Here is a 19,226-nt window from a genome sequence, read left to right on the forward strand (position 1 = left end):
AGACCTCGATTTCCTGCCACCGGCAAGGCACACTGGCGGCATGTTGCGCAACGTGGCCGCCGTCCTGCTGGACGGCGCGCATCCCTTCGAACTCGGCGTGATCTGCGAGGTCTTCGGCATCGACCGGAGCGACGAGGGCCTGCCGGGGTACGACTTCGCGGTGGTCTCCGCGGAGGGCCCCACGCTGGGCACGCACGTCGGTGGGCTGACCGTCTCCACGCCGTACGGTCTCGAGCGGCTGGAGGAGGCCGACCTGATCGCGGTGCCGGCGGGCAGCGACTTCGTCCGCCGGGAGTACCCGCCCGAGCTGCTTGATGCCCTGCGCAGGGCGACGGACCGGGGCACACGCGTGCTGAGCGTGTGCTCCGGCGCCTTCGTGCTGGGCGCCGCCGGACTGCTGGACGGGCGGCGATGCGCGGTGCACTGGCACCACGCGGCCGAGCTGAGCCGGCAGTATCCGCGGGCCGAGGTCGCGCCGGACGTGCTCTACGTCGACGAGGACCCGGTGATCACCTCCGCCGGGACCGCCGCCGGCATCGACGCCTGCCTGCACATCGTGCGCAAGGAGCAGGGACCGGAGGTCGCCAACCGGATCGCCCGGCGCATGGTGGTGCCCCCGCACCGGGACGGCGGGCAGGCCCAGTACATCGAGCGGCCGCTGCCGCGCTCCTCCTGCGACACCGTCGGCGAGGTGCTGGCCTGGATGGAGCAGCACCTCGACGAGGAGGTCACCGTCGAACAGCTCGCGGCCCGGGCGCACATGTCCCCGCGCACCTTCGCCCGCCGCTTCCAGCAGGAGACGGGTACGACTCCCTACCGCTGGGTCCTGCGCCAGCGGGTGCTGCTGGCCCAGCGGCTGCTGGAGGCGACGGACGAGACGATGGACACCATCGCCTGGCGCGCCGGCTTCGGCACGGCGGCGGCCCTGAGGCACCAGTTCACCAGGGCCCTGGGCACCACCCCGCACGCCTACCGGCGCACCTTCCGGGGCCCGGAGGCCGCCGCCTGACCCGTCCGGGTCGTCACCGCGCCACGGGCCTGACCAGCAGGTCGTGCGGGCGCAGCGTGATGCCGACCCGGACCGCGTCGTTGGAGCCCGCCACCTGCTCGAAGCGGTACTTGGTGGCGAGCGCGGCCGTGATCAGCGTGAGCTGGGCCATCGAGAAGTGGTCGCTGGGGCACTTCCGCTTGCCCGCACTGAACGGTTTCATGGCGTATTTCGGCACATTCTTCGCGCGTTCCGGGAGCCATCGGTCCGGATCGAACTCCAGGTTGTCGTCGTACGACTTCGGATCGCGTTGGATTGCGTACGGACTGTAGATGATGTCCGCACCGGCCGGAATGCGATAGCCACCGAGTTCGCTCTCGGCCACCGCGCGCCGCGTCAATACCCATACGGCTGGGCGCAAACGCATGGCTTCCATGATGACATTGCCGGTGTGTGTGAGCCCGCGCACGTCCTCGAATGCCACGGGGCGCCCGCCGGTGACCGCTTCGACTTCGTCGCGTATGCGGTCGGCATGTTCCGGATGGTCGGCAAGTGCCTGGAGCAACCACATGATCGTGGACGCGATGGTTTCACTGCCGGGGGTGAGTATCGCGACGACCTGGTCGTGGATCTCCTGTTCCCCGATCGGGTCGCCATTGTCGTCCTTCGCCTCCAGCAATGCCGTGAGCAAATCGTCCGGCTTTTGACCGGATGCGCGGCGCTCGGCGATGATCTCGTCGACCAGCAGATGCAGATCGGCCAACGCGTTGTTGAATTGGCGGTTGGCCGGAAGCGGCAGCCGGTACAGGGGTCCGAGCGGGACCACCATGCGCCGGTACATGCCCCGGAAGACGGTGGCGAGCGCGACGCACAGCCGCTCGGCCCGCTCGTCCATGTACTGCCCGCGCAGCAGGCAGCGGGCCGCGACGCGCACGGCGACCCGGAAGGACTCGGAGGTGGCGTCGACGGTCCGCCCCGGCTGCCAGCGCTCGGTGAGCGCGTGCGCCTCCTCCTCCATGATCGGCCCGTAGGCCGGGATGGCGTCGAGCCGGAACGCCGGCTGGATGGTGCGCCGCTGGCGGCGGTGGAGCGGGCCGTTGGCGGTGGCCACGCCCTCCTTGCCGAGCAGGCCCTCCAGCGACTCCCACAGCGGACCGGCGATGTGGTAGTCGGGGTTCAGGGCGAGGGCGCCGGTCAGCTCCGGGTTCGTGACCGCGTAGACGGTCTTGGGGCCGAGCTTGATGCGCACGATGTCGCCGTGGTCGCGCAGCTGGGACATGAAGGCCAGCGGATCGCGGGCCAGCCGCCAGCCGTGGCCGAGCAGTGGCACGCCGCCGCCCGCGACGGGCGGTTCACGCAGCTCCGGTGCCTCCGGTGCGCCGGTTGCGGGATTGACGGACTCGACGGTCATTTCTCACCTGCCGCTTCGTTGTTGACGTACGGGGGCGTGGACCGGTCGTCCCAGCTGTCGACCATGTAGCGGCCGGACTCGTGGTGGAACCAGTAGACGGAACTGAACCAGTTCCGCATATTGCCGACGTTGGCCCGCACGGCGCCGCTCAGTTCCTTTCCGCGTACGGTTCCGTCGGCGAGCGAGTCGGCGAAACGTAACGCCTCCCGCTCCGCCGCCAGGAATTCGGTGATGCATTCCTCGACGCGCCGCCGGACTTCTGTGATGGCTTCTTCCAGCGTGAGTGAATGGTGGGTGATGAGACTGATGCCGAGATTGTGGACCTCGTCACCCGCTATTTCCTTCGGCAGCGAGCAGAGGTCGTTGTACCAGGCGGCGAATTCCTGACTCAGCAGCGCCGCCCGGCGATATGCCGGGTGTTTCCGGACGGCGTCGGGGAGTTCGCAGCCCGAACTCGGCTCCAGCAGGTCGGTCCAGATCCAGTGCGCGAAGGTGAGCCGGCGCAGTTCGAGGTAGTCCTCGACGCCGGGCACGATTCCGCGGGTGCGGTTGTGGAATTCCCTGTCGTACGCCTCGATCACCGCGTGGAAGTGCCGGGCGAACCTGGCGTTCCAGGTGACCGGCAGGAAGGCGTAGAGCCGCCGGACGCTGTCGGCGAACCCGGCCACCAGCATGTCCTCGTGGTGCAGGTGTTCCCCGGGTGCGTCGAGGGCCGTGTGCAGTCGGCCGCGCAGCCGCCGCCAGGCGCCGGGACGGCCGTGGACGATGTCACGGTCGTGCCGGTCGTCCCAGACGAAGAACCAGGCGCTGTAGTCCGCTATCGCCTGCATGACCTCGTCGGGGGCGCCCAGGTAGTACCCCGCCATGAGGTCCGTGTAGCACAGGCCATCGGCATATTCCTCGACCTTGTCCGCCGGCATGAGCCGCTTTTCGAGCAGCCAGGTGCGGGTGGCCTCCTGGAGCTTCGGCCAATACGGGTGCAGTTGCCGGGGAATTTCCGCCTCGATCACCGGAAGACGGAGCGACGGTGGTACTGCGATCGCGGTCGGTGTCGCTGTGGTGCCGTGTGGGAAAGCATGCACGAACAAACCCCTCTCAGCCGCCGGTGGCGCACCCCTCTCGCTGAGCGGGGCGTGCGCCGTTGCGTATCCCCGCACTTCCCATTCAGCACCACAACTGACCGCTCTGGGAATGGATTTGCTTCATTCACTACCCCCCGGTGCCGGAATTCTCCTGTTGTGTGACGGCTTTCCGCTGACGCACACAGACGCACGGCGCCCGCTCGGGTAAGCCCCGAACAGGCGCCGTGCGCAAGGGAGATGTGTGGCGGGTGAGGCGGTGTCAGTCGTTCGCGACCACGGGGTAGCGCGGCTCGTTCTCGGCCATCTGCCGCAGGGCGTCCTTGCGTTCGCGCTTGGAGAGCCGGTCGATGTACAGGTACCCGTACAGGTGGTCCGTCTCGTGCTGCAAACACCGTGCGAAGTACCCGGTGCCGCGCACCTTGACCGGGTTGCCCCTCTCGTCCTGCCCGGTCACCTCGGCGTAGTCGGGGCGGGCGAGCGGCGCGTAGGCGGTCGGCACGGACAGGCAGCCCTCGTTGCTGTCGTCCAGGCGGCGCCGGTCGGCGGGCAGTTCGACGAGCTCGGGGTTGCAGACCACGCCGACGTGGCGGACTCCCTCGTCGTCGGGGCAGTCGTAGACGAAGACCTTCCGGGAGACGCCGATCTGGTTGGCGGCCAGGCCCACGCCCTCGGCGGTGCGCTGGCTGGCGAACATGTCGGCCACCAGCTGCTGGAACTCGTCGCCGAAGTCGGTGACGTCCTCGCACTCCTTGTGCAGCACCGGGTTGCCGACCACCGTGATCGGACGCGAGGTGCCGCGCCCGCGCCAGTCGGCCTCACGCTCCTCGCAGTCCTGGGTGTCGACGACGAACCCCTCGTCGTCCACGGGGAGCACGCCCGGGTGCTGCTGATCGGTGTCCTGCTGGGCCATGACCGACGTATGCCTTCCTCGTACAACCAAGGGTGATGCTGATGGTGACTGCTGCTGGAGCGTCCTGACAAAGACTGTCCTGGCAAAGACTACGGGGCCGGTCAGCAGACCTCTTCCAGGTCCCGCCAGTCCCGGGAGTCCGGACTGTCGGCGACCCACCCGTCCAGCAGCCCCTTCACCAGCCCCGCCGGCGCGGCCACCCCGCACTCCCGCTCCGGTACCCACAGCTGCCCGTCGGTGCGGTGCCCGAGCGGCCCGGGGTGTCCGGGCTCGCTGTGGTCGTGCGGGTCGAGGTGCTCGCCCTCGCCCTCGTCGGACGGCATCCGGGACTCCGAGCACGTCCGGCACAGCAGCCGGACGGAGGACGACCAGTCCTCGGCGGCGAACCCGGCGTCCGCGGCGAGCTGCTCCAGGGCGTCCCGGTCGGCCTCGGTGGCGGCCTCCAGGAGGACCACCCAGGTGGGCACCGGCGAGGGCGCCCACAGCTCGATCTCGTCGAAGACGGGGTAGGAGTGCCCGGCGCTGGTCGTCCGCTCCCCGTGCGGCACGCCGTCGTGCAGGACGACCTCGCCCCAGCGCCGCCCCGAGGACGGCAGCGGGATGGACAGCACCTCGACGCGGGCGGGGTCGAGCCGCCGCCCCCACACCACTTCGGCCTCGCCCTCCGGGGACAGCCGTACGGCCGCGCTGCCGAGGTCCATGCCGAGCGGCTCACCCGCGTCCGTGGCGTCCCCGGGGGTGCGCAGCCCGTAGGCCTGCCAGGCCCGGCGGGCCAGCGGCCAGTCCTGCAGGGCGGTCGCGGCGATGCCGACGTTCCACCAGTCGGGGGCTCCGGTGTCGCGGTCGAGCAGCGCGACGGCCCTGAGGCCGGCCGCCCTGGCCTGCTCCCAGTCGTGCCGGAACTTGTGCAGCAGCGCCAGGTTGAACCAGGACTCCGACAGCCAGGGCTCCAGGTCCGCCGCCCGCGTGAGCAGCGCGCCCGCGTCGTCGTAGCGACCGTCGCCGATCAGCGTGAACGCGCGGTCGGTGGCCTGCCGCCAGGAGGCGGAGGGCCGGTGCCGTGCCTTGCCGAAGATCCTCACGATTCCCGCCTGCCAGTTCCGTTCTGTGGGCTGGCTGTACCTTTTCGCGCCCCCGGACACCCTCTCCCGGGCATCAAACCACGTACGGCTGCGGAGGCGCTCATTACCCATGGGTTACCCAGCCGCGGGCCCGGTAAGGCTGCCCCGGGAAAGGACCCGGGCCAGTGCCTCCACCACCTCGGGAGCGTAGTCGCCGGCGGCGGTCAGGCGCAGCTCCTCCAGTGCCGTCAGGACGCCGCCGGGGCCGGCGTCCCGCGCCTTCTCCTCGTAGGCGTTCACGACGCGTACGATCCGCGCGGCGACCGGCTGCTCCCGGCAGGGGTCGGCCTGCCGTTCCACCACCACGGCGACCGCCGCGTCGACGCCGGTCTGGCGGACGACGGCCCCGCCGAGCAGCGCGATCCGCCGCTGTTCGACGAGGGGCAGGTCGGCGGTGGCGCCCGCCGGGACCGGGTCGACGAGGCTCAGCTGGCCGATGTCGTGCATCAGGGCGGCGTACTCCAGCACGGTCAGCTCCTGCCCCGACAGCCCCAGGTCCCGCCCGACGGCCACGCCGAGCCGGGCGACGCGGCGGGCGTGCCCGGCCGGGGTGTACCCGGCGATCTCGGTGGCGCGGGCCAGGGAGGCGATGGTCTGCCGGTAGGTGGCCCGGACGGCCGCGTACCGGCGGTAGGAGAGCTGGGCGAGCAGCAGGGGCACGGAGAAGACGGGCAGTGCCCACAGTCCCGCGACGCTCACCGCCAGCGCCATCACCGCGCCGGTCGCGCACACCGCCGACGTGATCCCGACCATGCCGCGCAGTTCTTCGCGCAGCAGTGGTCCGAAGGGCCAGCCGGTGCGCGCGTGCGCGGGTGCCGCGGCGAGCACGGCGTCGCACAGCGTGGTCAGGGCGAGCAGCCCGAGCAGCAGCAGTGCGTAGGCGGGGCCGCTCCAGTCGTCGAGGACGCCCTGGTTGGACAGCGGCCGGAAGCAGACGGCGGCGAAGCCCACGGTGAGCACCCGCCGGGCCAGGGGATCGAGAACGGGCCCGCTGCCGCGGGCGACACAGGGCACGCTGCCGAGCAGTGAGGCGGCGAGCACGACGGTGACGGTCTGCGCGACGCCGTGGTGCACGGGCTGCCCGGCCACGTCTCCGAGCAGGGCGTACGCCAGCGCGCCCGCCGCCGCGAGCGGAGCGGCCTCCCGGGCCTCGGCACCGGCCCGCCGGGTCAGCTCTCCGAGGGCGACCAGGCCCCCGAAGGCGAGCGCCACGGGCCGCTGCTCGGGCCCCGAGGCCAGTACGGAGGCGAGACACCCGAGCGCGAGGAGCCCGGCACAGCCGGGGACGAGAAGCAGGGCCGCCGGAGCGGGTGACGGAGACCGCCCCGTCCCTCCGGTCCCCGGGGACGGCACCGGACGCCCCTTCCCTTGCGGGGGCGGGGAGGAGGGGGACGGAACTCGCGAAGGGAAGCGCCTCACACTCTGCCCCCACCCGCACGGCCACCGCGCTCCACCGGCCGCAGCCACCACTCCACTTGCCCCGTACCCGCACGGAAGCCCCGCGCCCCCGCGTCCACCGCGCACGGCCCCCGGCCGCGTGCGGTGACAGACCCCGGCCCCCGGCCGCACCTCGGACGCCAGGCACACCGCAGGCGGCCGACGGCACTCGGGCGAGGGGCGCGGACCGGGCGACAGGCCCGGCGAAGACGGCGGCTCCCGGAGCGGCAGGCCGCCCGGAGGCGACCGGCGGAGCACGGCCGAAGGACCGGGCGGACACGGCAGCCGGGACCAGGGCCACAGACCCGTCCCCGGCCCCGGCACCGACCCCGGCAGCAGCCACAGCCCGAACCACCGACACCACCGACACCACCCGCACGGCAGCCCCTGCCGACGCGATCGGTTCGGCCGGCCCCTGCGCCGCCGACCCGGCGAAGACACCCGGCAGGACCCGGGCGGCAGACGCGGCAGACGCGGCAGACGCGGCGGGCGCAGCAGGTCCGGCGGAGACGTGCCGGGGACTCGGGCTTCGTCATGACGCCCCCTTGCCGACGCGGTCCCGCGCCCCCCCGCCCGGTACCGGGTCGGCGCGGGCCGGCGTGCCGTCCGCCGTCACCGACGGGCGCCAGCCGTGGCGGCCGAGGGCGTGCACCAGCGCCCGCACCATCCGAGGGTCGAACTGCGCCCCGGCACACCGCTGGAGCTCCTTCAGCGCCGTCGCGACGGGACGGGCCCTGCTGTAGGAGCGCGTGGAGGTCATCGCGTCGAAGGCGTCGGCCACCGCCACCACCCGGGCCGACTCGGGGATCCCGTCGCCGACCAGTCCGTAGGGGTAGCCGCTGCCGTCCAGCCGTTCGTGGTGGTGGAGGACGGCGGCGCGGGCCTCTCCGAGGAAACGGATGCCGCGCACCATCTCGTGCCCGTACTCGGGGTGCAGTTCGATCACCCGTCGCTCCTCGGGCGTCAGCGGCCCGTCCTTGCGCAGCAGCCGGGTGGGCACACCGAGCTTGCCCACGTCGTGCAGGATCCCGGCGAAGCGGAGGGTCTCGACGCGTTCGTCGTCCATGCCCAGCTCGCGGGCGATCATCATGGAGGCCTGGCCGACGCGTTCGCTGTGGCCGCGTGTGTAGCCGTCCTTGATGTCGACGGCCTGCACCAGCGCCCGGATGGTCGCCTGGTGCGCGGCCCGCTCACGGTGGTACTGGGCGAAGGCCCACCACGCCACGCACATCGGCAGCAGCACGAGCAGCGCGGCCACCGGACCGTACGGGCTGCGCCACAGGACCGCCATCATCAGTCCGGCGAGCCCGTGCACGGCGATCGGCGCGAGGGACCGGGAGAACAGCCCCCGCCACGCCCGACTCGGGGGCACCCGGTCGGCAAGGGTGAGGATCCCGCCGTCCAGGACCGTGAGCACCAGGCAGAACGCGAGCACGGCGGCCCCGGCCGGCACGAGGGCGTACGGGAAGGCGGGCTCGACCACCGCGTCCCGGCCGCCGAGCCGCCAGTGGACGCAGGCGGCGGCCCACACGGCGAGGGTCAGCTGCGCGGCCCGCCAGACGCGCCGCAGGCCGAACGGCCGACGGGGCACGCTGGACAGCAGCGCGCCGGGCAGTGCCACGAGCGCTGCGGCGGGCGGCGGCAGCAGGAAGGCGCCGGCGAGCAGGACGGGGTAGCAGGTCCCGACGAAGCGGGACCGCGCGACCAGCTCGGAGCCCGCGTACAGCCCCGCCAGCAGCAGCACCGCCCACCAGGGCGCGTGCACCGACGGCAGCGGCCGCAGGCAGAGCAGGGCGACGAGGGCGACGCAAACGACGTACGCACGCGCGCGTGCGGGTACCGCGTCCATGAGCCCCTCCCCGGCCACGCCTGTAAGGCTCGGAGCCTAGGACGGCGGCGGGGAGACCGCGGGCAGATAACCCGCGGATTAGCACGTACGAGTGACTCGAAACGGCTGTGGGCGGTTCAGGACTCCTGCGGAGCCGACGGCGTGGCCGTCACGTCGTGCTCGGGCACGGACTGCCCGGACCGGATCAGGTCCAGCCGTCCCATGACCTTGGCGCGCAGGTCACCCGGCACGTCGTCCTGCCCGCAGCAGCGCTTGACCAGCTTCTTCACGGCCTGCTCCAGCCCGTACTTCTCCAGGCAGGGCGAGCACTCCTCGAAGTGGTGCTCGAACTTCACGCAGTCCGAGTCCGGCATCTCTTTGTCGAGGAACTCGTAGAGATGATCGAGGATTTCGCTGCAATCCGTCTCGTGCGGCTCTCCGCAGCTCATGACCCCGAGCCTTTCGCTTCGTTCGACTCTCCGGCGCCGGCGGGGACCAGACCGCGGTCGCGGGCGTAGTCCTCCAGCATGCCGCGCAGCTGACGGCGTCCACGGTGCAGCCTGGACATCACCGTACCGATGGGTGTCCCCATGATGTCCGCGATCTCCTTGTAGGCAAAGCCCTCGACGTCCGCCAGATACACGGCGATACGGAATTCCTCGGGGATCGCCTGGAGCGCCTGCTTCACGTCCGAGTCGGGCAGGTGGTCGAGCGCCTGCGACTCGGCGGAGCGCAGACCCGTCGACATGTGCGACTCGGCACGCGCGAGCTGCCAGTCCTCGATCTCCTCGGCCGCGCTGCGCTGGGGTTCGCGCTGCTTCTTGCGGTACGAGTTGATGAAGGTGTTGGTGAGGATGCGGTACAGCCACGCCTTGAGGTTGGTGCCCTCGCGGAACTGGTGGAAGGACGCGTACGCCTTGGCGTAGGTCTCCTGCACCAGGTCCTCGGCGTCGGCCGGATTACGTGTCATGCGCAGCGCGGCCGAGTACATCTGGTCGAGGAACTCCAGCGCGTCCCGCTCGAAGCGCGCGCTGCGCTCCGCGGTCGACTCCGCGCCCGTACCCCGGCCCTCGGGCTGCTCCGCCTGGCCGTGTTCCGTCCCTGCGTCGGTCCCAGTGACCGGACCCACCTCCTCCAAAGATGTCGCGAGGCCGAAACCGGCCCCACTCGAATCGGAGGATAGACGACGATCCGGTCCGCCCGCCGCCCGAATAGGGGCGGTCTTCGCCGCGTGCAGCACCGTCCAGTCCAGGTCGGCGCGGCTGCTGCGACGTGGGCAGAAGGCTGAACCCATGCGGCGGACTTCCTCTCCTACGGCGTCGGTGCTGATTCTCAGCAACGTATGCACCGCACAACAGTGGCCGCCCGCCGGTCATTCCCGGGCGTTCAGCCGAGTGAGCCGACCCACCCCAGGACGCCGTCGGTGATCAGTTCCAGTGCCCTCTCCTGGGTGATCTCCGCCCGCTTGGGCACCGCGAAGCCGTGGTCGCCGTACGGCACCTCGATCAGGTCGTAGGTCCCCTCGGGCGCCCGCGGGAACTCCGCCGGCCTGCCGAAGGGGTCGTTGCCGCCCTGGACGACGAGGGTGGGGACGCCTGCGCCGAGCAGCTCGTCGGCGCGGGACTTCTCCGGCTTGCCCGGCGGGTGCAGCGGGAAGCCGAGGGCGAGCACGGCGTGGGCGCCCAGTTCCCCGGCGGTGCGGCAGGCGACGCGGGCGCCGGCGCTGCGGCCGCCGGAGACCACCGGCAGGCCGGGCGCGGCGAGCGCGGGCCAGACGCCCCGCCAGCCGGTGTCCAGGGTCTTCGGCGCGGGCGCCAGCTTCCTGCCCGCCACCCGCCACGGCTGCTCCACGAGGGCGACGCTCACCCCGTGGTCCGGCAGTGCGGCCGCCAGGGCCCGCAGGTCGCGGGCCTCGATGCCGCCGCCCGCGCCGTGGCTCACGGCCAGGACGAGCCGGGGCGTCTTCGCCCGGTGCCAGGTGAGGCGGGCGGGGCCCGCCTCCGTCTCGACGACCTCTGTCACATCCGTTGTCGCATCCGTCACGTCAGAAGAGTGTGCCCTCTTCCGGGGCTTCCAGCTCCTTGAGCAGCTCGGGCCCGTTGTTGCGGACGTTGCTCACGGCCGTCGAGACGGGGAAGGCCCGCATCAGCCCGGCGGGCGGGGGCGCCAGCAGGGAGGTCAGCTCGTCGGGGTCGGTGCGCGCCGGGTCGAGCCAGTCGTCCCAGCGGTCCGGCGTGAGCATCAGCGGCATCCGGGGGTGGATGTCGGCCAGGGCGTGCGGGCCGTCGGCCGGGGCGACGGCGAGCGGCGTGGTCTCGGCCTCGGTGGTGATCACCGAGCACGTCACCCACCAGGCCCGCGGGTGGTCGTCCGGCAGCGTCCGGTCCCGCCAGAACTCGTAGAGCCCGGCCATGGCGAAGACGGAACCGTCGGCGGGGGTCACGAAGTAGGGCTGCTTGCGGGGCCGCTTCCTGCGTCCCTCGACCTCCAGGTCGCGCTCCTGCTTGCCGGTGACCCACTCGTAGTAGCCGTCGGCGGGCAGGATGCAGCGCCGGGCGGCGAAGGCGCGGCGGTAGGAGGGCTTCTCGTGGACGGTCTCCGCGCGGGCGTTGATCATCCGGGCGCCGCCCTCGGGCGTCTTGGACCAGGACGGGACCAGTCCCCACTTCAGTGACCGCAGCTGGCGAACCGGCTTCGGGTCCTCGGCGTCTTTCAGGGGACGGTCCAGGACGGCGTAGACCTCCTTGGTGGGTGCCACGTTGTAGTCGGCCTCCAAGCTCTCCTCGGGCTCCCACTTCTCGATCTCGAAGATTCCCGCGAGATCCTCGGGTCGACGACTCGCCGCATACCGTCCGCACATACGTGCCACACTGCCAGGCCCGCCCGTCTCCCGGCCACCACCCCTCAACGAGGCGCTTCGCGCCGCACCCGCTCAACCGTCACTACGAGGAGCCCTCACCGAACATGCACCACCTCGCAACGGCCTCCCTCACCTCCCTGTGGGACGAGGTCTCCGGCACCCAGCCCGATCCCGACCTGTGGGTGGTGATCGCGACCCTGGTGGCAGCGCTCGCCGTCGTCGCGACGCGCGGGTCGTGGCGGATAGCGCGCAACGCGATCACCATCGCCCACGAGGGCGGCCACGGCCTGGTGGCCCTGCTGACCGGGCGCACGCTGACCGGGATCACCCTGCACTCGGACACCAGCGGCCTGACGGTGAGCCGGGGCAAGCCGCACGGCGTCGGGATGATCCTCACCGCCGTCGCCGGCTACACCGCTCCCCCGCTGCTCGGACTCGGCGGTGCCGCGCTGCTGGCCGCGGGACGCATCACGCTGCTGCTGTGGCTGGCGACGGCGCTGCTCGTGGCCCTGCTGGTGATGGTCCGCAACGCGTACGGGGTGCTGACGGTGGTGGTCACCGGCGGCACGTTCGTCCTGGTGTCCTGGCTGGCCGGGCCGCAGGTGCAGGCGGCCTTCGCATACGCGGTGGTCTGGTTCCTCCTCCTGGGCGGGGTGCGCCCGGCGTTCGAGCTGCAGGCCAAGCGGTCGCGGGGCGGCGCCGGGGACTCGGACGCGGACCAGCTGGCGCGGCTGACCCACGCGCCGGCGGGGGTGTGGTTCTTCCTCTTCCACGCGGTGTCGCTGTGCTCGCTGATCGGTGGAGGGCGCTGGCTGCTGGAGCTGTGAGGCCCGGGCGGCGCACCTCGCTCCACGTGGCACCGCATATATGCGCGGCAAGTGCGCCGTCGCGCCTTCGGTCAGGTTTCGCCGCTTTTGATCAAGATCTCCGGTCGTCCTCAGCCATTAAAGTGGGGCCCATGACCGTGAACCCGGCGCACACCGCCCTCTGGCCCGCCCCGCACGCGAGCGAAGCCGTCGACGCGACCGTCCACGTGCCCGGATCCAAGTCGGTCACCAACCGCGCCCTGGTGCTGGCCGCCCTCGCCTCCGAGCCCGGCTGGCTGCGCCGCCCGCTGCGCTCCCGCGACACCGTGCTGATGGCCGAGGCGCTGCGCGCGATGGGCGTCGAGATCGAGGAGGGCGTCGGGCCCGACGGCACCGGCGAGTTCTGGCGGGTCATCCCGGCGGGCCTGCGCGGCCCGGCGACGGTCGACGTCGGCAACGCCGGCACGGTGATGCGCTTCCTGCCCCCGGTCGCCACGCTCGCCGACGGCGCCATCCGCTTCGACGGCGACCCCCGGTCCTACGAGCGTCCGCTGCACGGCGTGATCGACGCGCTGCGTGTGCTGGGTGCCCGTATCGACGACGACGGGCGCGGCTCCCTGCCGCTGACCGTGCAGGGCGGCGGCGCGCTGGAGGGCGGGCCGGTGGAGATCGACGCGTCGTCCTCCTCGCAGTTCGTCAGCGCCCTGCTGCTGTCCGGCCCGCGCTTCAACCAGGGCGTCGAGGTGCGCCACACCGGTTCCGCGCTGCCGTCCATGCCGCACATCCGCATGACCGTCGACATGCTGCGCGCGGTCGGCGCCCAGGTCGACACCCCCGAGTCCGGCGGCGAGCCGAACGTGTGGCGAGTGACGCCGGGCGCGCTGCTCGGCCGGGACCTGACGATCGAGCCGGACCTGTCCAACGCGCAGCCGTTCCTGGCGGCGGCACTGGTGACCGGCGGCAAGGTCGTGGTCCCCGACTGGCCGTCCCACACCACCCAGCCCGGTGACCGGCTGCGCGAGATCTTCACCGAAATGGGCGGTTCCTGCGAACTGACCGACTACGGGCTCGTGTTCACCGGATCGGGTGCGATCCACGGCATCGACGTCGACCTCGGCGAGGTCGGCGAGCTGACCCCGGGCATCGCGGCCGTCGCCGCTCTCGCGGACTCCCCCTCGACCCTGCGGGGCGTGGCCCACCTGCGGCTGCACGAGACGGACCGGCTGGCCGCGCTCACCAAGGAGATCAACGAACTCGGCGGTGACGTCACCGAGACCGCCGACGGCCTGCACATCCGCCCGCGCCGGCTGCACGGCGGCGTCTTCCACACCTACGAGGACCACCGCATGGCCACCGCCGGCGCCGTCGTCGGCCTCGCGGTCGAGGGCGTGGAGATCGAGAACGTGGCGACCACAGCCAAGACCCTGCCCGTCTTCCCCGACCTGTGGGCCGGGATGCTCGGGGCGTAGGGACGGTTCGCCATGCGCCGCTACGGCAAGCACACCGACGAGGACGACATCCGCACCCGCCCGAACCGCAAGGGCAACCGGCCGCGCACCCACATCCGGCCCAAGCACGAGGACGCCGCCGAGGGGCTGGTCCTCACCGTGGACCGCGGCCGGCTGACCTGTCTGGTCGAGGACCGGATCGTCATGGCGATGAAGGCCCGCGAACTGGGCCGCAAGGCCGCGGTGGTCGGCGACCGGGTGGCCCTGGTCGGCGATCTGTCCGGCAAGAAGGACACGCTCGCGCGGATCGTCCGCATCCAGGAGCGCACCTCCGTACTGCGCCGCACGGCCGACGACGACGACCCCTACGAGCGGGTGGTCGTCGCCAACGCCGACCAGCTCGCCGTCGTCACCGCCCTCGCCGACCCCGAACCGCGCCCCCGCCTCATCGACCGCTGCCTGGTCGCGGCGTTCGACGGCGGCCTCACCCCGCTCCTCGTGATGACCAAGTCGGACCTGGCACCGCCGGACGAACTGCTCGAGCTGTACGGCGCGTTGGACATCCCGTACGTCGTCACCAGTCGCGAGGAGCTGGAGAACGGCGCCGCCGCGGACCTCGTGCGCGAGCATCTGGACGGGAAGATCACGGCGTTCGTGGGTCACTCCGGCGTCGGCAAGACAACCCTGGTCAACACGCTGGTGCCCGAAGACCGCCGCCGGGTCACGGGCCATGTCAACGCGGTGACCGGCCGCGGCCGGCACACCACGACCTCGGCGCTCGCCCTGCCGCTGTCCTCGGCGGAGGGCGGCTGGGTCGTCGACACCCCGGGCGTACGGTCGTTCGGGCTGGCGCACATCGACCCGTCGCGGGTGATCAACGCCTTCCCCGACCTGGTGCCCGGCACGGAGGGCTGCCCGCGCGCGTGCAGTCACGACGAGCCCGACTGCGCGCTGGACGCCTGGGTCGCCGAGGGGCACGCCGACCCGGCGCGGCTGTACTCGCTGCGCCGGCTGCTGTCGACACGGGAACGCAAGGAAGGCGACTGACCACCGCGTTGTTTGCCGTGCCGTGCAGCCGGTAAGTGCATAATCGCACCAAGCCGGAACCAAGGCCGGGCAAAGCCCGGAGAGGTTGTCGCCGGACGAGGTCACTGCCCGACGAAGCCACCGATCGACACCGATCGACGCAGCGGTCACGGTACGGGACTACGGGAGGACGAGACATGGCGTGGCTGCTGGTCATAGTGGCCGGAGTGCTCGAAACCGGCTTCGCCGTCTGTCTGAAGCTGTCGCACGGCTTCACCCGGCTCTGGCCCACCATCGCCTTCTGCGCCTTCGCGCTGGGCAGTTTCGGCCTGCTGACCATGTCCCTGAAGAAGCTCGACGTCGGTCCCGCGTACGCGGTGTGGACCGGCATCGGCGCGGCGGGCACCGCGATCTACGGCATGATCTTCCTCGGCGACCTGGTCTCGACCCTCAAGATCGTCTCGATCAGCCTCGTCATCATCGGCGTGATCGGGCTGCAGCTGTCGGGCTCGGCGCACTGAGCCGCGCGCCGCTACGCGGTCGACCGGCGCGGCAGGGCGGTGCGCAGGAGGTCGGCCACCCTGCCCTCGGCCGGCGGCGCCGAGACACAGGACAGGGCGAGCCGCACGGCCAGTTCGCAGAAGCGGGCCAGCTCGGCGGTGTCCGCCGGCGGAAGCGGTCCGGAGCCGTGGAGGACGGCCACCGCACGATCGCGGACGAGGCTCACGAACTCGCCGGGCGAGGGCAGCGGACCGTCGGCCCGCCGCTGGGCCGGCCCGGCGGTGGAGGAGGGCACCGCCGTCAGGACCGGTGAGGGCAGCCGCTCGCTCCAGCAGCCGGTGAGCATGGCCCGGACCAGCGCGTTCTCACGAGCCGCCGACATCATCCACTCGGCGGTCGCGCCAAGGCGCTCGCACGGGTCACCGGGCCCGGACAGCGCGCGCTCGACGCCGGCGAGACAGCCGTCGGCCGCGCGCCTCACGAGCGCCCGGGCGAGCCCTTCCTTGCTGCCGAACTCGTTGTAGAGCGTCTGCCGGGACACTCCGGCGGAGGCCGCCACGTCCACCATCCGCACGGCGGACCACGGCCGGCGCGTCAACGCCGTGTACGCGGCGTCGAGCAGGGACTCCCGGGCTGCAGGCACCCTCGCCTCCCTCGGGCCCAGCGGCTTGCTGCCAGATGTACCGAGCGACTCGCTGCCAGATTTGACGGGTATGGGGGCACTGTCAAGGGTCCTCGCACCCACGGGGCGGGGCCCCGCGCAGCCTTCCGGCGCTCCGCCACGCCCGCCAAACCCCTGGTGGCCCCGGCCCGCCCGCGACAGATAGCGTGACCGCATGCCCGATTACCTCGACGACCTCCGCCTCGCCCACGTGCTCGCCGACGCCGCCGACGCCGCGACGATGGACCGCTTCAAGGCCCTCGACCTGAAGGTCGAGACGAAGCCGGACATGACCCCGGTGAGCGAGGCGGACAAGGCCGCCGAGGAACTCGTCCGCGGCCACCTCGCCCGCGCCCGCCCCCGCGACTCCGTGCACGGCGAGGAGTTCGGCGTGCAGGGCACGGGGCCACGCCGCTGGGTCGTCGACCCGATCGACGGCACCAAGAACTACGTGCGCGGCGTCCCCGTGTGGGCCACCCTCATCTCCCTCATGGAGGCCAAGGAGGGCGGCTACCAGCCGGTCGTCGGCCTCGTCTCGGCGCCGGCACTCGGCCGCCGCTGGTGGGCGGTGCAGGACCACGGCGCGTTCACCGGCCGCAGCCTGACCTCCGCCCATCGGCTCCACGTTTCCCAGGTCTCCACGCTCTCCGACGCCTCCTTCGCGTACTCCTCGCTGAGCGGCTGGGAGGAGCAGGGCCGCCTCGACGGCTTCCTCGACCTGACCCGCGAGGTGTGGCGCACGCGCGCGTACGGCGACTTCTGGCCGTACATGATGGTCGCCGAGGGCTCGGTGGACATCTGCGCCGAACCCGAGCTCTCCCTCTGGGACATGGCGGCGAACGCGATCATCGTCACCGAGGCCGGCGGCACCTTCACCGGCCTCGACGGCCGCCCCGGCCCGCACAGCGGCAACGCGGCGGCGTCGAACGGCCGGCTCCACGACGAACTGCTCGGGTACCTCAACGAGCGCTACTGAACACCCGCCGACTCCGCCCTCCGCGCCCCCTTGTTGACCGGTGCTTTGCCTGCCACCCTGAGAGTTCCCTCACTTGTGAACTTGTGAATCCATGAACTAACTCATGGATCACCGGCAGGAGGTGGCTCCACCCATGCTCGTCCGAGAAGTCATGAGCACGGTCGTCCTCACCATCGGCCCCGCCCACACACTCCGCCAGGCCGCCGCCCTGATGTCCGCCCGCCGCGTCGGCGCGGCCGTCGTGTACGACCCCGACGCCGGCGGCATCGGCATCCTCACCGAACGCGACGTCCTGGTCTCCGTGGGCCGGGGCCAGGACCCGGACACCGAGCGCGCCCACGGCCACACCACCACCGACGTCGTCTTCGCCGCCCCCACCTGGACCGTGGAGGAGGCGGCCGGCGCGATGGCGCACGGCGGCTTCCGTCACCTCATCGTCCTGGACGGCGGCGAGCCCGTCGGCATCGTCTCGGTGCGCGACATCATCCGCCGCTGGGCGCCGGCGCGCGCCCCGCACAACGCGCCGGTGGTGACCGCCTGACGGGCCGGTACGACAAACGGGCCGGACCCCCGTCCCCGGGGATCCGGCCCGCCGCTACGGCAAGCGGTCCAGTGCTGGAAGTCAGCCGCGCAGGGCCTGGAGCGCGGCCTCCAGCCGCTTGCCGAAGTCACCGTCGGCCTGACGGAAGTTGTCGACGGCACGCTCGACGATGTCGTCGCGCGAGACGCCGGCGAGGGCGCCGGCCAGGTTGCCGATCAGCCGCTCCTTCTCCGCGTCCGTCATCAGCCGGTAGAGGTTGCCCGCCTGGACGAAGTCGTTGTCCTCGGCGTGCGAGGGGGCCTCGGTCTCGCCGGTGACGCCGGAGACCGGGATCGGCTGCCACAGGGCCCGGTCCGTCTGGAAGGGGCCGCCGAAGCTGTTCGGCTCGTAGTTCTTCGCGCCCTTGTGGCGGCCGTCGTACAGGTGGCCGTCACGGGAGTTGGTGCGCGCCGCGGTGGCGTGCGGACGGTTCACCGGGAGCTGGTCGGCGTTGATGCCGACGCGGTAGCGGTGGGCGTCGCCGTAGGCGAAGAGGCGCCCCTGCAGCATCTTGTCCGGGGACGGGCCGATACCGGGCACGAAGTGCGCCGGGGAGAAGATCGACTGCTCGACCTCGGCGAAGATGTTCTCGGGGTTGCGGTTGAGCTCCAGCTTGCCGAACCACACGATCGGGTGGTCCGCGTGCGGCCACACCTTGGTCAGGTCGAAGGGGTTGAAGCGGTACGTCGCCGCCTCGGCCACGGGCATGATCTGCACGCCGACGGTCCAGGACGGGAAGTCGCCGCGTTCGACGGCCTCGCGCAGGTCGCGCTGGTGGGAGTCGGGGTCCTCACCGGCGAGCCGGTCGGCCTCGGCCTGCGTGAGGTTCTTGATGCCCTGGTCGGTCTTGAAGTGGTACTTGACCCAGAAGGCTTCGCCCGCCTCGTTGTTCCACTGGTAGGTGTGCGAGCCGAAGCCGTCCATGTGACGGTACGACGCCGGGATGCCGCGGTCGCCGAACAGCCAGGTCACCTGGTGCGTCGACTCCGGCGACAGGCTCCAGAAGTCCCAGACGTTGTCCATCTCGGTCGAACCCGTGTAGGGGTCGCGCTTCTGGGTGTGGATGAAGTCGGGGAACTTGATGGCGTCCTTGATGAAGAACACCGGGGTGTTGTTGCCGACGAGGTCGTAGTTGCCCTCCTCGGTGTAGAACTTCAGCGAGAAGCCGCGGGGGTCCCGGACCGCGTCCGCCGCACCCAGGTTGCCGGCCACGGTGGAGAAGCGGAGGAAGGTCTCCGTCTCCTTGCCGACCTCGGAGAGGAAGGCCGCGCGCGTGTACCGGGTGACATCGGCGGTGACCGTGAAGGTGCCGTAGGCGCCGGCGCCGCGGGCGTGCACGACGCGCTCCGGGATGCGCTCACGGTTGAAGTGGGCCAGCTTCTCCAGAAGGAGCTGGTCCTGGACGAGCACGGGGCCGCCGACGCCCGCCGTCTCACTGTTCTGGTTGTCGGCCACGGGAGCACCTGTCTCCGTGGTGAGCGGTCCCTGGGTCACAAACTCCTCCTGCTGCCAGTCCTGGCGATCCCGCACGTTCTGTTCCTTGGCTAATGCCGTTCCTGATCCTACAATAGACAATGTCTAAGTCAAGCAG

Annotated in this window: 19 protein-coding genes; 7 read left to right on the forward strand and 12 right to left on the reverse strand. The window is 71.7% G+C overall.

Translation table 11 applies throughout. The features are described 5' to 3' along the window. Positions 1-40 precede the first annotated feature (40 nt). Positions 41-1,009, forward strand: a complete 969-nt coding sequence (locus ACIQFU_RS16410; protein WP_402552081.1) for a GlxA family transcriptional regulator — start codon at positions 41-43, stop codon at positions 1,007-1,009. A gap of 13 nt (positions 1,010-1,022) precedes the next feature. Here ACIQFU_RS16410 and ACIQFU_RS16415 read toward each other — a convergent pair whose 3' ends face one another. From ACIQFU_RS16415 to ACIQFU_RS16460, 10 genes are all read right to left on the reverse strand, one after another. Beyond that, the gene (locus ACIQFU_RS16415) at positions 1,023-2,399 is read right to left on the reverse strand and encodes a cytochrome P450 (protein ID WP_402552082.1); all 1,377 of its coding nucleotides are present in this window, start codon (positions 2,397-2,399) and stop codon (positions 1,023-1,025) included. After that, positions 2,396-3,481 (reverse strand): epi-isozizaene synthase, encoded by a 1,086-nt coding sequence (gene cyc1, locus ACIQFU_RS16420; RefSeq protein WP_402552084.1) that lies wholly within the window; start codon positions 3,479-3,481, stop codon positions 2,396-2,398. Before cyc1 ends, ACIQFU_RS16415 begins: the two co-directional genes overlap by 4 nt. A gap of 259 nt (positions 3,482-3,740) precedes the next feature. Next, positions 3,741-4,391, reverse strand: a complete 651-nt coding sequence (gene def / locus ACIQFU_RS16425) for a peptide deformylase (RefSeq protein ID WP_402552086.1) — start codon at positions 4,389-4,391, stop codon at positions 3,741-3,743. Between the two features lie 101 nt (positions 4,392-4,492). Beyond that, complete coding sequence (locus tag ACIQFU_RS16430; protein ID WP_402552087.1) at positions 4,493-5,473, reverse strand: tetratricopeptide repeat protein; 981 nt, start codon at positions 5,471-5,473, stop codon at positions 4,493-4,495. Between the two features lie 114 nt (positions 5,474-5,587). Next, complete coding sequence (locus tag ACIQFU_RS16435) at positions 5,588-6,808, reverse strand: HD-GYP domain-containing protein (RefSeq protein WP_402552334.1); 1,221 nt, start codon at positions 6,806-6,808, stop codon at positions 5,588-5,590. A gap of 673 nt (positions 6,809-7,481) precedes the next feature. Beyond that, complete coding sequence (locus ACIQFU_RS16440; RefSeq protein WP_402552088.1) at positions 7,482-8,798, reverse strand: HD-GYP domain-containing protein; 1,317 nt, start codon at positions 8,796-8,798, stop codon at positions 7,482-7,484. A gap of 116 nt (positions 8,799-8,914) precedes the next feature. Then, on the reverse strand, positions 8,915-9,226 hold the full coding sequence (gene rsrA / locus ACIQFU_RS16445) for a mycothiol system anti-sigma-R factor (RefSeq protein ID WP_061442628.1): 312 nt from the start codon (positions 9,224-9,226) through the stop codon (positions 8,915-8,917). Continuing rightward, positions 9,223-9,906 carry an RNA polymerase sigma factor SigR gene (sigR, locus tag ACIQFU_RS16450; protein ID WP_003973756.1) on the reverse strand — a complete coding sequence of 228 codons (684 nt, stop codon included), beginning with the start codon at positions 9,904-9,906 and terminating at the stop codon, positions 9,223-9,225. The genes rsrA and sigR overlap by 4 nt, the downstream gene beginning before the upstream one ends. A gap of 257 nt (positions 9,907-10,163) precedes the next feature. Next, positions 10,164-10,799, reverse strand: a complete 636-nt coding sequence (locus ACIQFU_RS16455; RefSeq protein ID WP_402552336.1) for an alpha/beta family hydrolase — start codon at positions 10,797-10,799, stop codon at positions 10,164-10,166. A gap of 22 nt (positions 10,800-10,821) precedes the next feature. After that, on the reverse strand, positions 10,822-11,637 hold the full coding sequence (locus ACIQFU_RS16460; protein ID WP_402552090.1) for an SOS response-associated peptidase: 816 nt from the start codon (positions 11,635-11,637) through the stop codon (positions 10,822-10,824). A 104-nt stretch (positions 11,638-11,741) separates the two neighbouring features. Here ACIQFU_RS16460 and ACIQFU_RS16465 point away from each other — a divergent pair, with 104 nt between their 5' ends. From ACIQFU_RS16465 to ACIQFU_RS16480, 4 genes are all read left to right on the forward strand, one after another. Further along, the gene (locus ACIQFU_RS16465; RefSeq protein ID WP_402552091.1) at positions 11,742-12,464 is read left to right on the forward strand and encodes a M50 family metallopeptidase; all 723 of its coding nucleotides are present in this window, start codon (positions 11,742-11,744) and stop codon (positions 12,462-12,464) included. 131 nt (positions 12,465-12,595) lie between these two features. After that, positions 12,596-13,912, forward strand: a complete 1,317-nt coding sequence (gene aroA / locus ACIQFU_RS16470; protein ID WP_402552093.1) for a 3-phosphoshikimate 1-carboxyvinyltransferase — start codon at positions 12,596-12,598, stop codon at positions 13,910-13,912. Between the two features lie 12 nt (positions 13,913-13,924). After that, complete coding sequence (gene rsgA / locus ACIQFU_RS16475; RefSeq protein ID WP_402552095.1) at positions 13,925-14,938, forward strand: ribosome small subunit-dependent GTPase A; 1,014 nt, start codon at positions 13,925-13,927, stop codon at positions 14,936-14,938. 176 nt (positions 14,939-15,114) lie between these two features. Further along, positions 15,115-15,438, forward strand: a complete 324-nt coding sequence (locus tag ACIQFU_RS16480; protein ID WP_123626161.1) for a multidrug efflux SMR transporter — start codon at positions 15,115-15,117, stop codon at positions 15,436-15,438. 11 nt (positions 15,439-15,449) lie between these two features. Here the strand turns inward: ACIQFU_RS16480 and ACIQFU_RS16485 are convergent, their stop codons facing one another. Next, positions 15,450-16,061, reverse strand: a complete 612-nt coding sequence (locus ACIQFU_RS16485) for a TetR/AcrR family transcriptional regulator (RefSeq protein WP_402552097.1) — start codon at positions 16,059-16,061, stop codon at positions 15,450-15,452. Between the two features lie 193 nt (positions 16,062-16,254). On the opposite strand from ACIQFU_RS16485, the gene hisN reads away from it, so the two are divergent. Next, positions 16,255-17,055 carry a histidinol-phosphatase gene (gene hisN, locus ACIQFU_RS16490; protein ID WP_402552098.1) on the forward strand — a complete coding sequence of 267 codons (801 nt, stop codon included), beginning with the start codon at positions 16,255-16,257 and terminating at the stop codon, positions 17,053-17,055. A 133-nt stretch (positions 17,056-17,188) separates the two neighbouring features. Next, a complete protein-coding gene (locus ACIQFU_RS16495) occupies positions 17,189-17,596 on the forward strand; it encodes a CBS domain-containing protein (RefSeq protein WP_356856624.1) in 408 nt (135 codons plus the stop codon). Between the two features lie 81 nt (positions 17,597-17,677). Here ACIQFU_RS16495 and ACIQFU_RS16500 read toward each other — a convergent pair whose 3' ends face one another. Continuing rightward, positions 17,678-19,129 (reverse strand): catalase, encoded by a 1,452-nt coding sequence (locus ACIQFU_RS16500; RefSeq protein WP_402552338.1) that lies wholly within the window; start codon positions 19,127-19,129, stop codon positions 17,678-17,680. Positions 19,130-19,226: the final 97 nt, after the last annotated feature.

Source organism: Streptomyces sp. NPDC093065, assembly GCF_044754585.1.
Lineage (GTDB): Bacteria > Actinomycetota > Actinomycetes > Streptomycetales > Streptomycetaceae > Streptomyces.

Bases quoted from the DNA above. Each gene is read 5' to 3' on its own strand.
- ACIQFU_RS16410 (WP_402552081.1), top strand. From the start codon at position 41: ATGTTGCGCAACGTGGCCGCCGTCCTGCTGGACGGCGCGCATCCCTTC.
- ACIQFU_RS16415 (WP_402552082.1), bottom strand. From the start codon at position 2,399: ATGACCGTCGAGTCCGTCAATCCCGCAACCGGCGCACCGGAGGCACCG.
- def (WP_402552086.1), bottom strand. From the start codon at position 4,391: ATGGCCCAGCAGGACACCGATCAGCAGCACCCGGGCGTGCTCCCCGTG.
- ACIQFU_RS16440 (WP_402552088.1), bottom strand. From the start codon at position 8,798: ATGGACGCGGTACCCGCACGCGCGCGTGCGTACGTCGTTTGCGTCGCC.
- rsrA (WP_061442628.1), bottom strand. From the start codon at position 9,226: ATGAGCTGCGGAGAGCCGCACGAGACGGATTGCAGCGAAATCCTCGAT.
- ACIQFU_RS16460 (WP_402552090.1), bottom strand. From the start codon at position 11,637: ATGTGCGGACGGTATGCGGCGAGTCGTCGACCCGAGGATCTCGCGGGA.
- ACIQFU_RS16465 (WP_402552091.1), top strand. From the start codon at position 11,742: ATGCACCACCTCGCAACGGCCTCCCTCACCTCCCTGTGGGACGAGGTC.
- aroA (WP_402552093.1), top strand. From the start codon at position 12,596: ATGACCGTGAACCCGGCGCACACCGCCCTCTGGCCCGCCCCGCACGCG.
- rsgA (WP_402552095.1), top strand. From the start codon at position 13,925: ATGCGCCGCTACGGCAAGCACACCGACGAGGACGACATCCGCACCCGC.
- ACIQFU_RS16480 (WP_123626161.1), top strand. From the start codon at position 15,115: ATGGCGTGGCTGCTGGTCATAGTGGCCGGAGTGCTCGAAACCGGCTTC.
- hisN (WP_402552098.1), top strand. From the start codon at position 16,255: ATGCCCGATTACCTCGACGACCTCCGCCTCGCCCACGTGCTCGCCGAC.
- ACIQFU_RS16495 (WP_356856624.1), top strand. From the start codon at position 17,189: ATGCTCGTCCGAGAAGTCATGAGCACGGTCGTCCTCACCATCGGCCCC.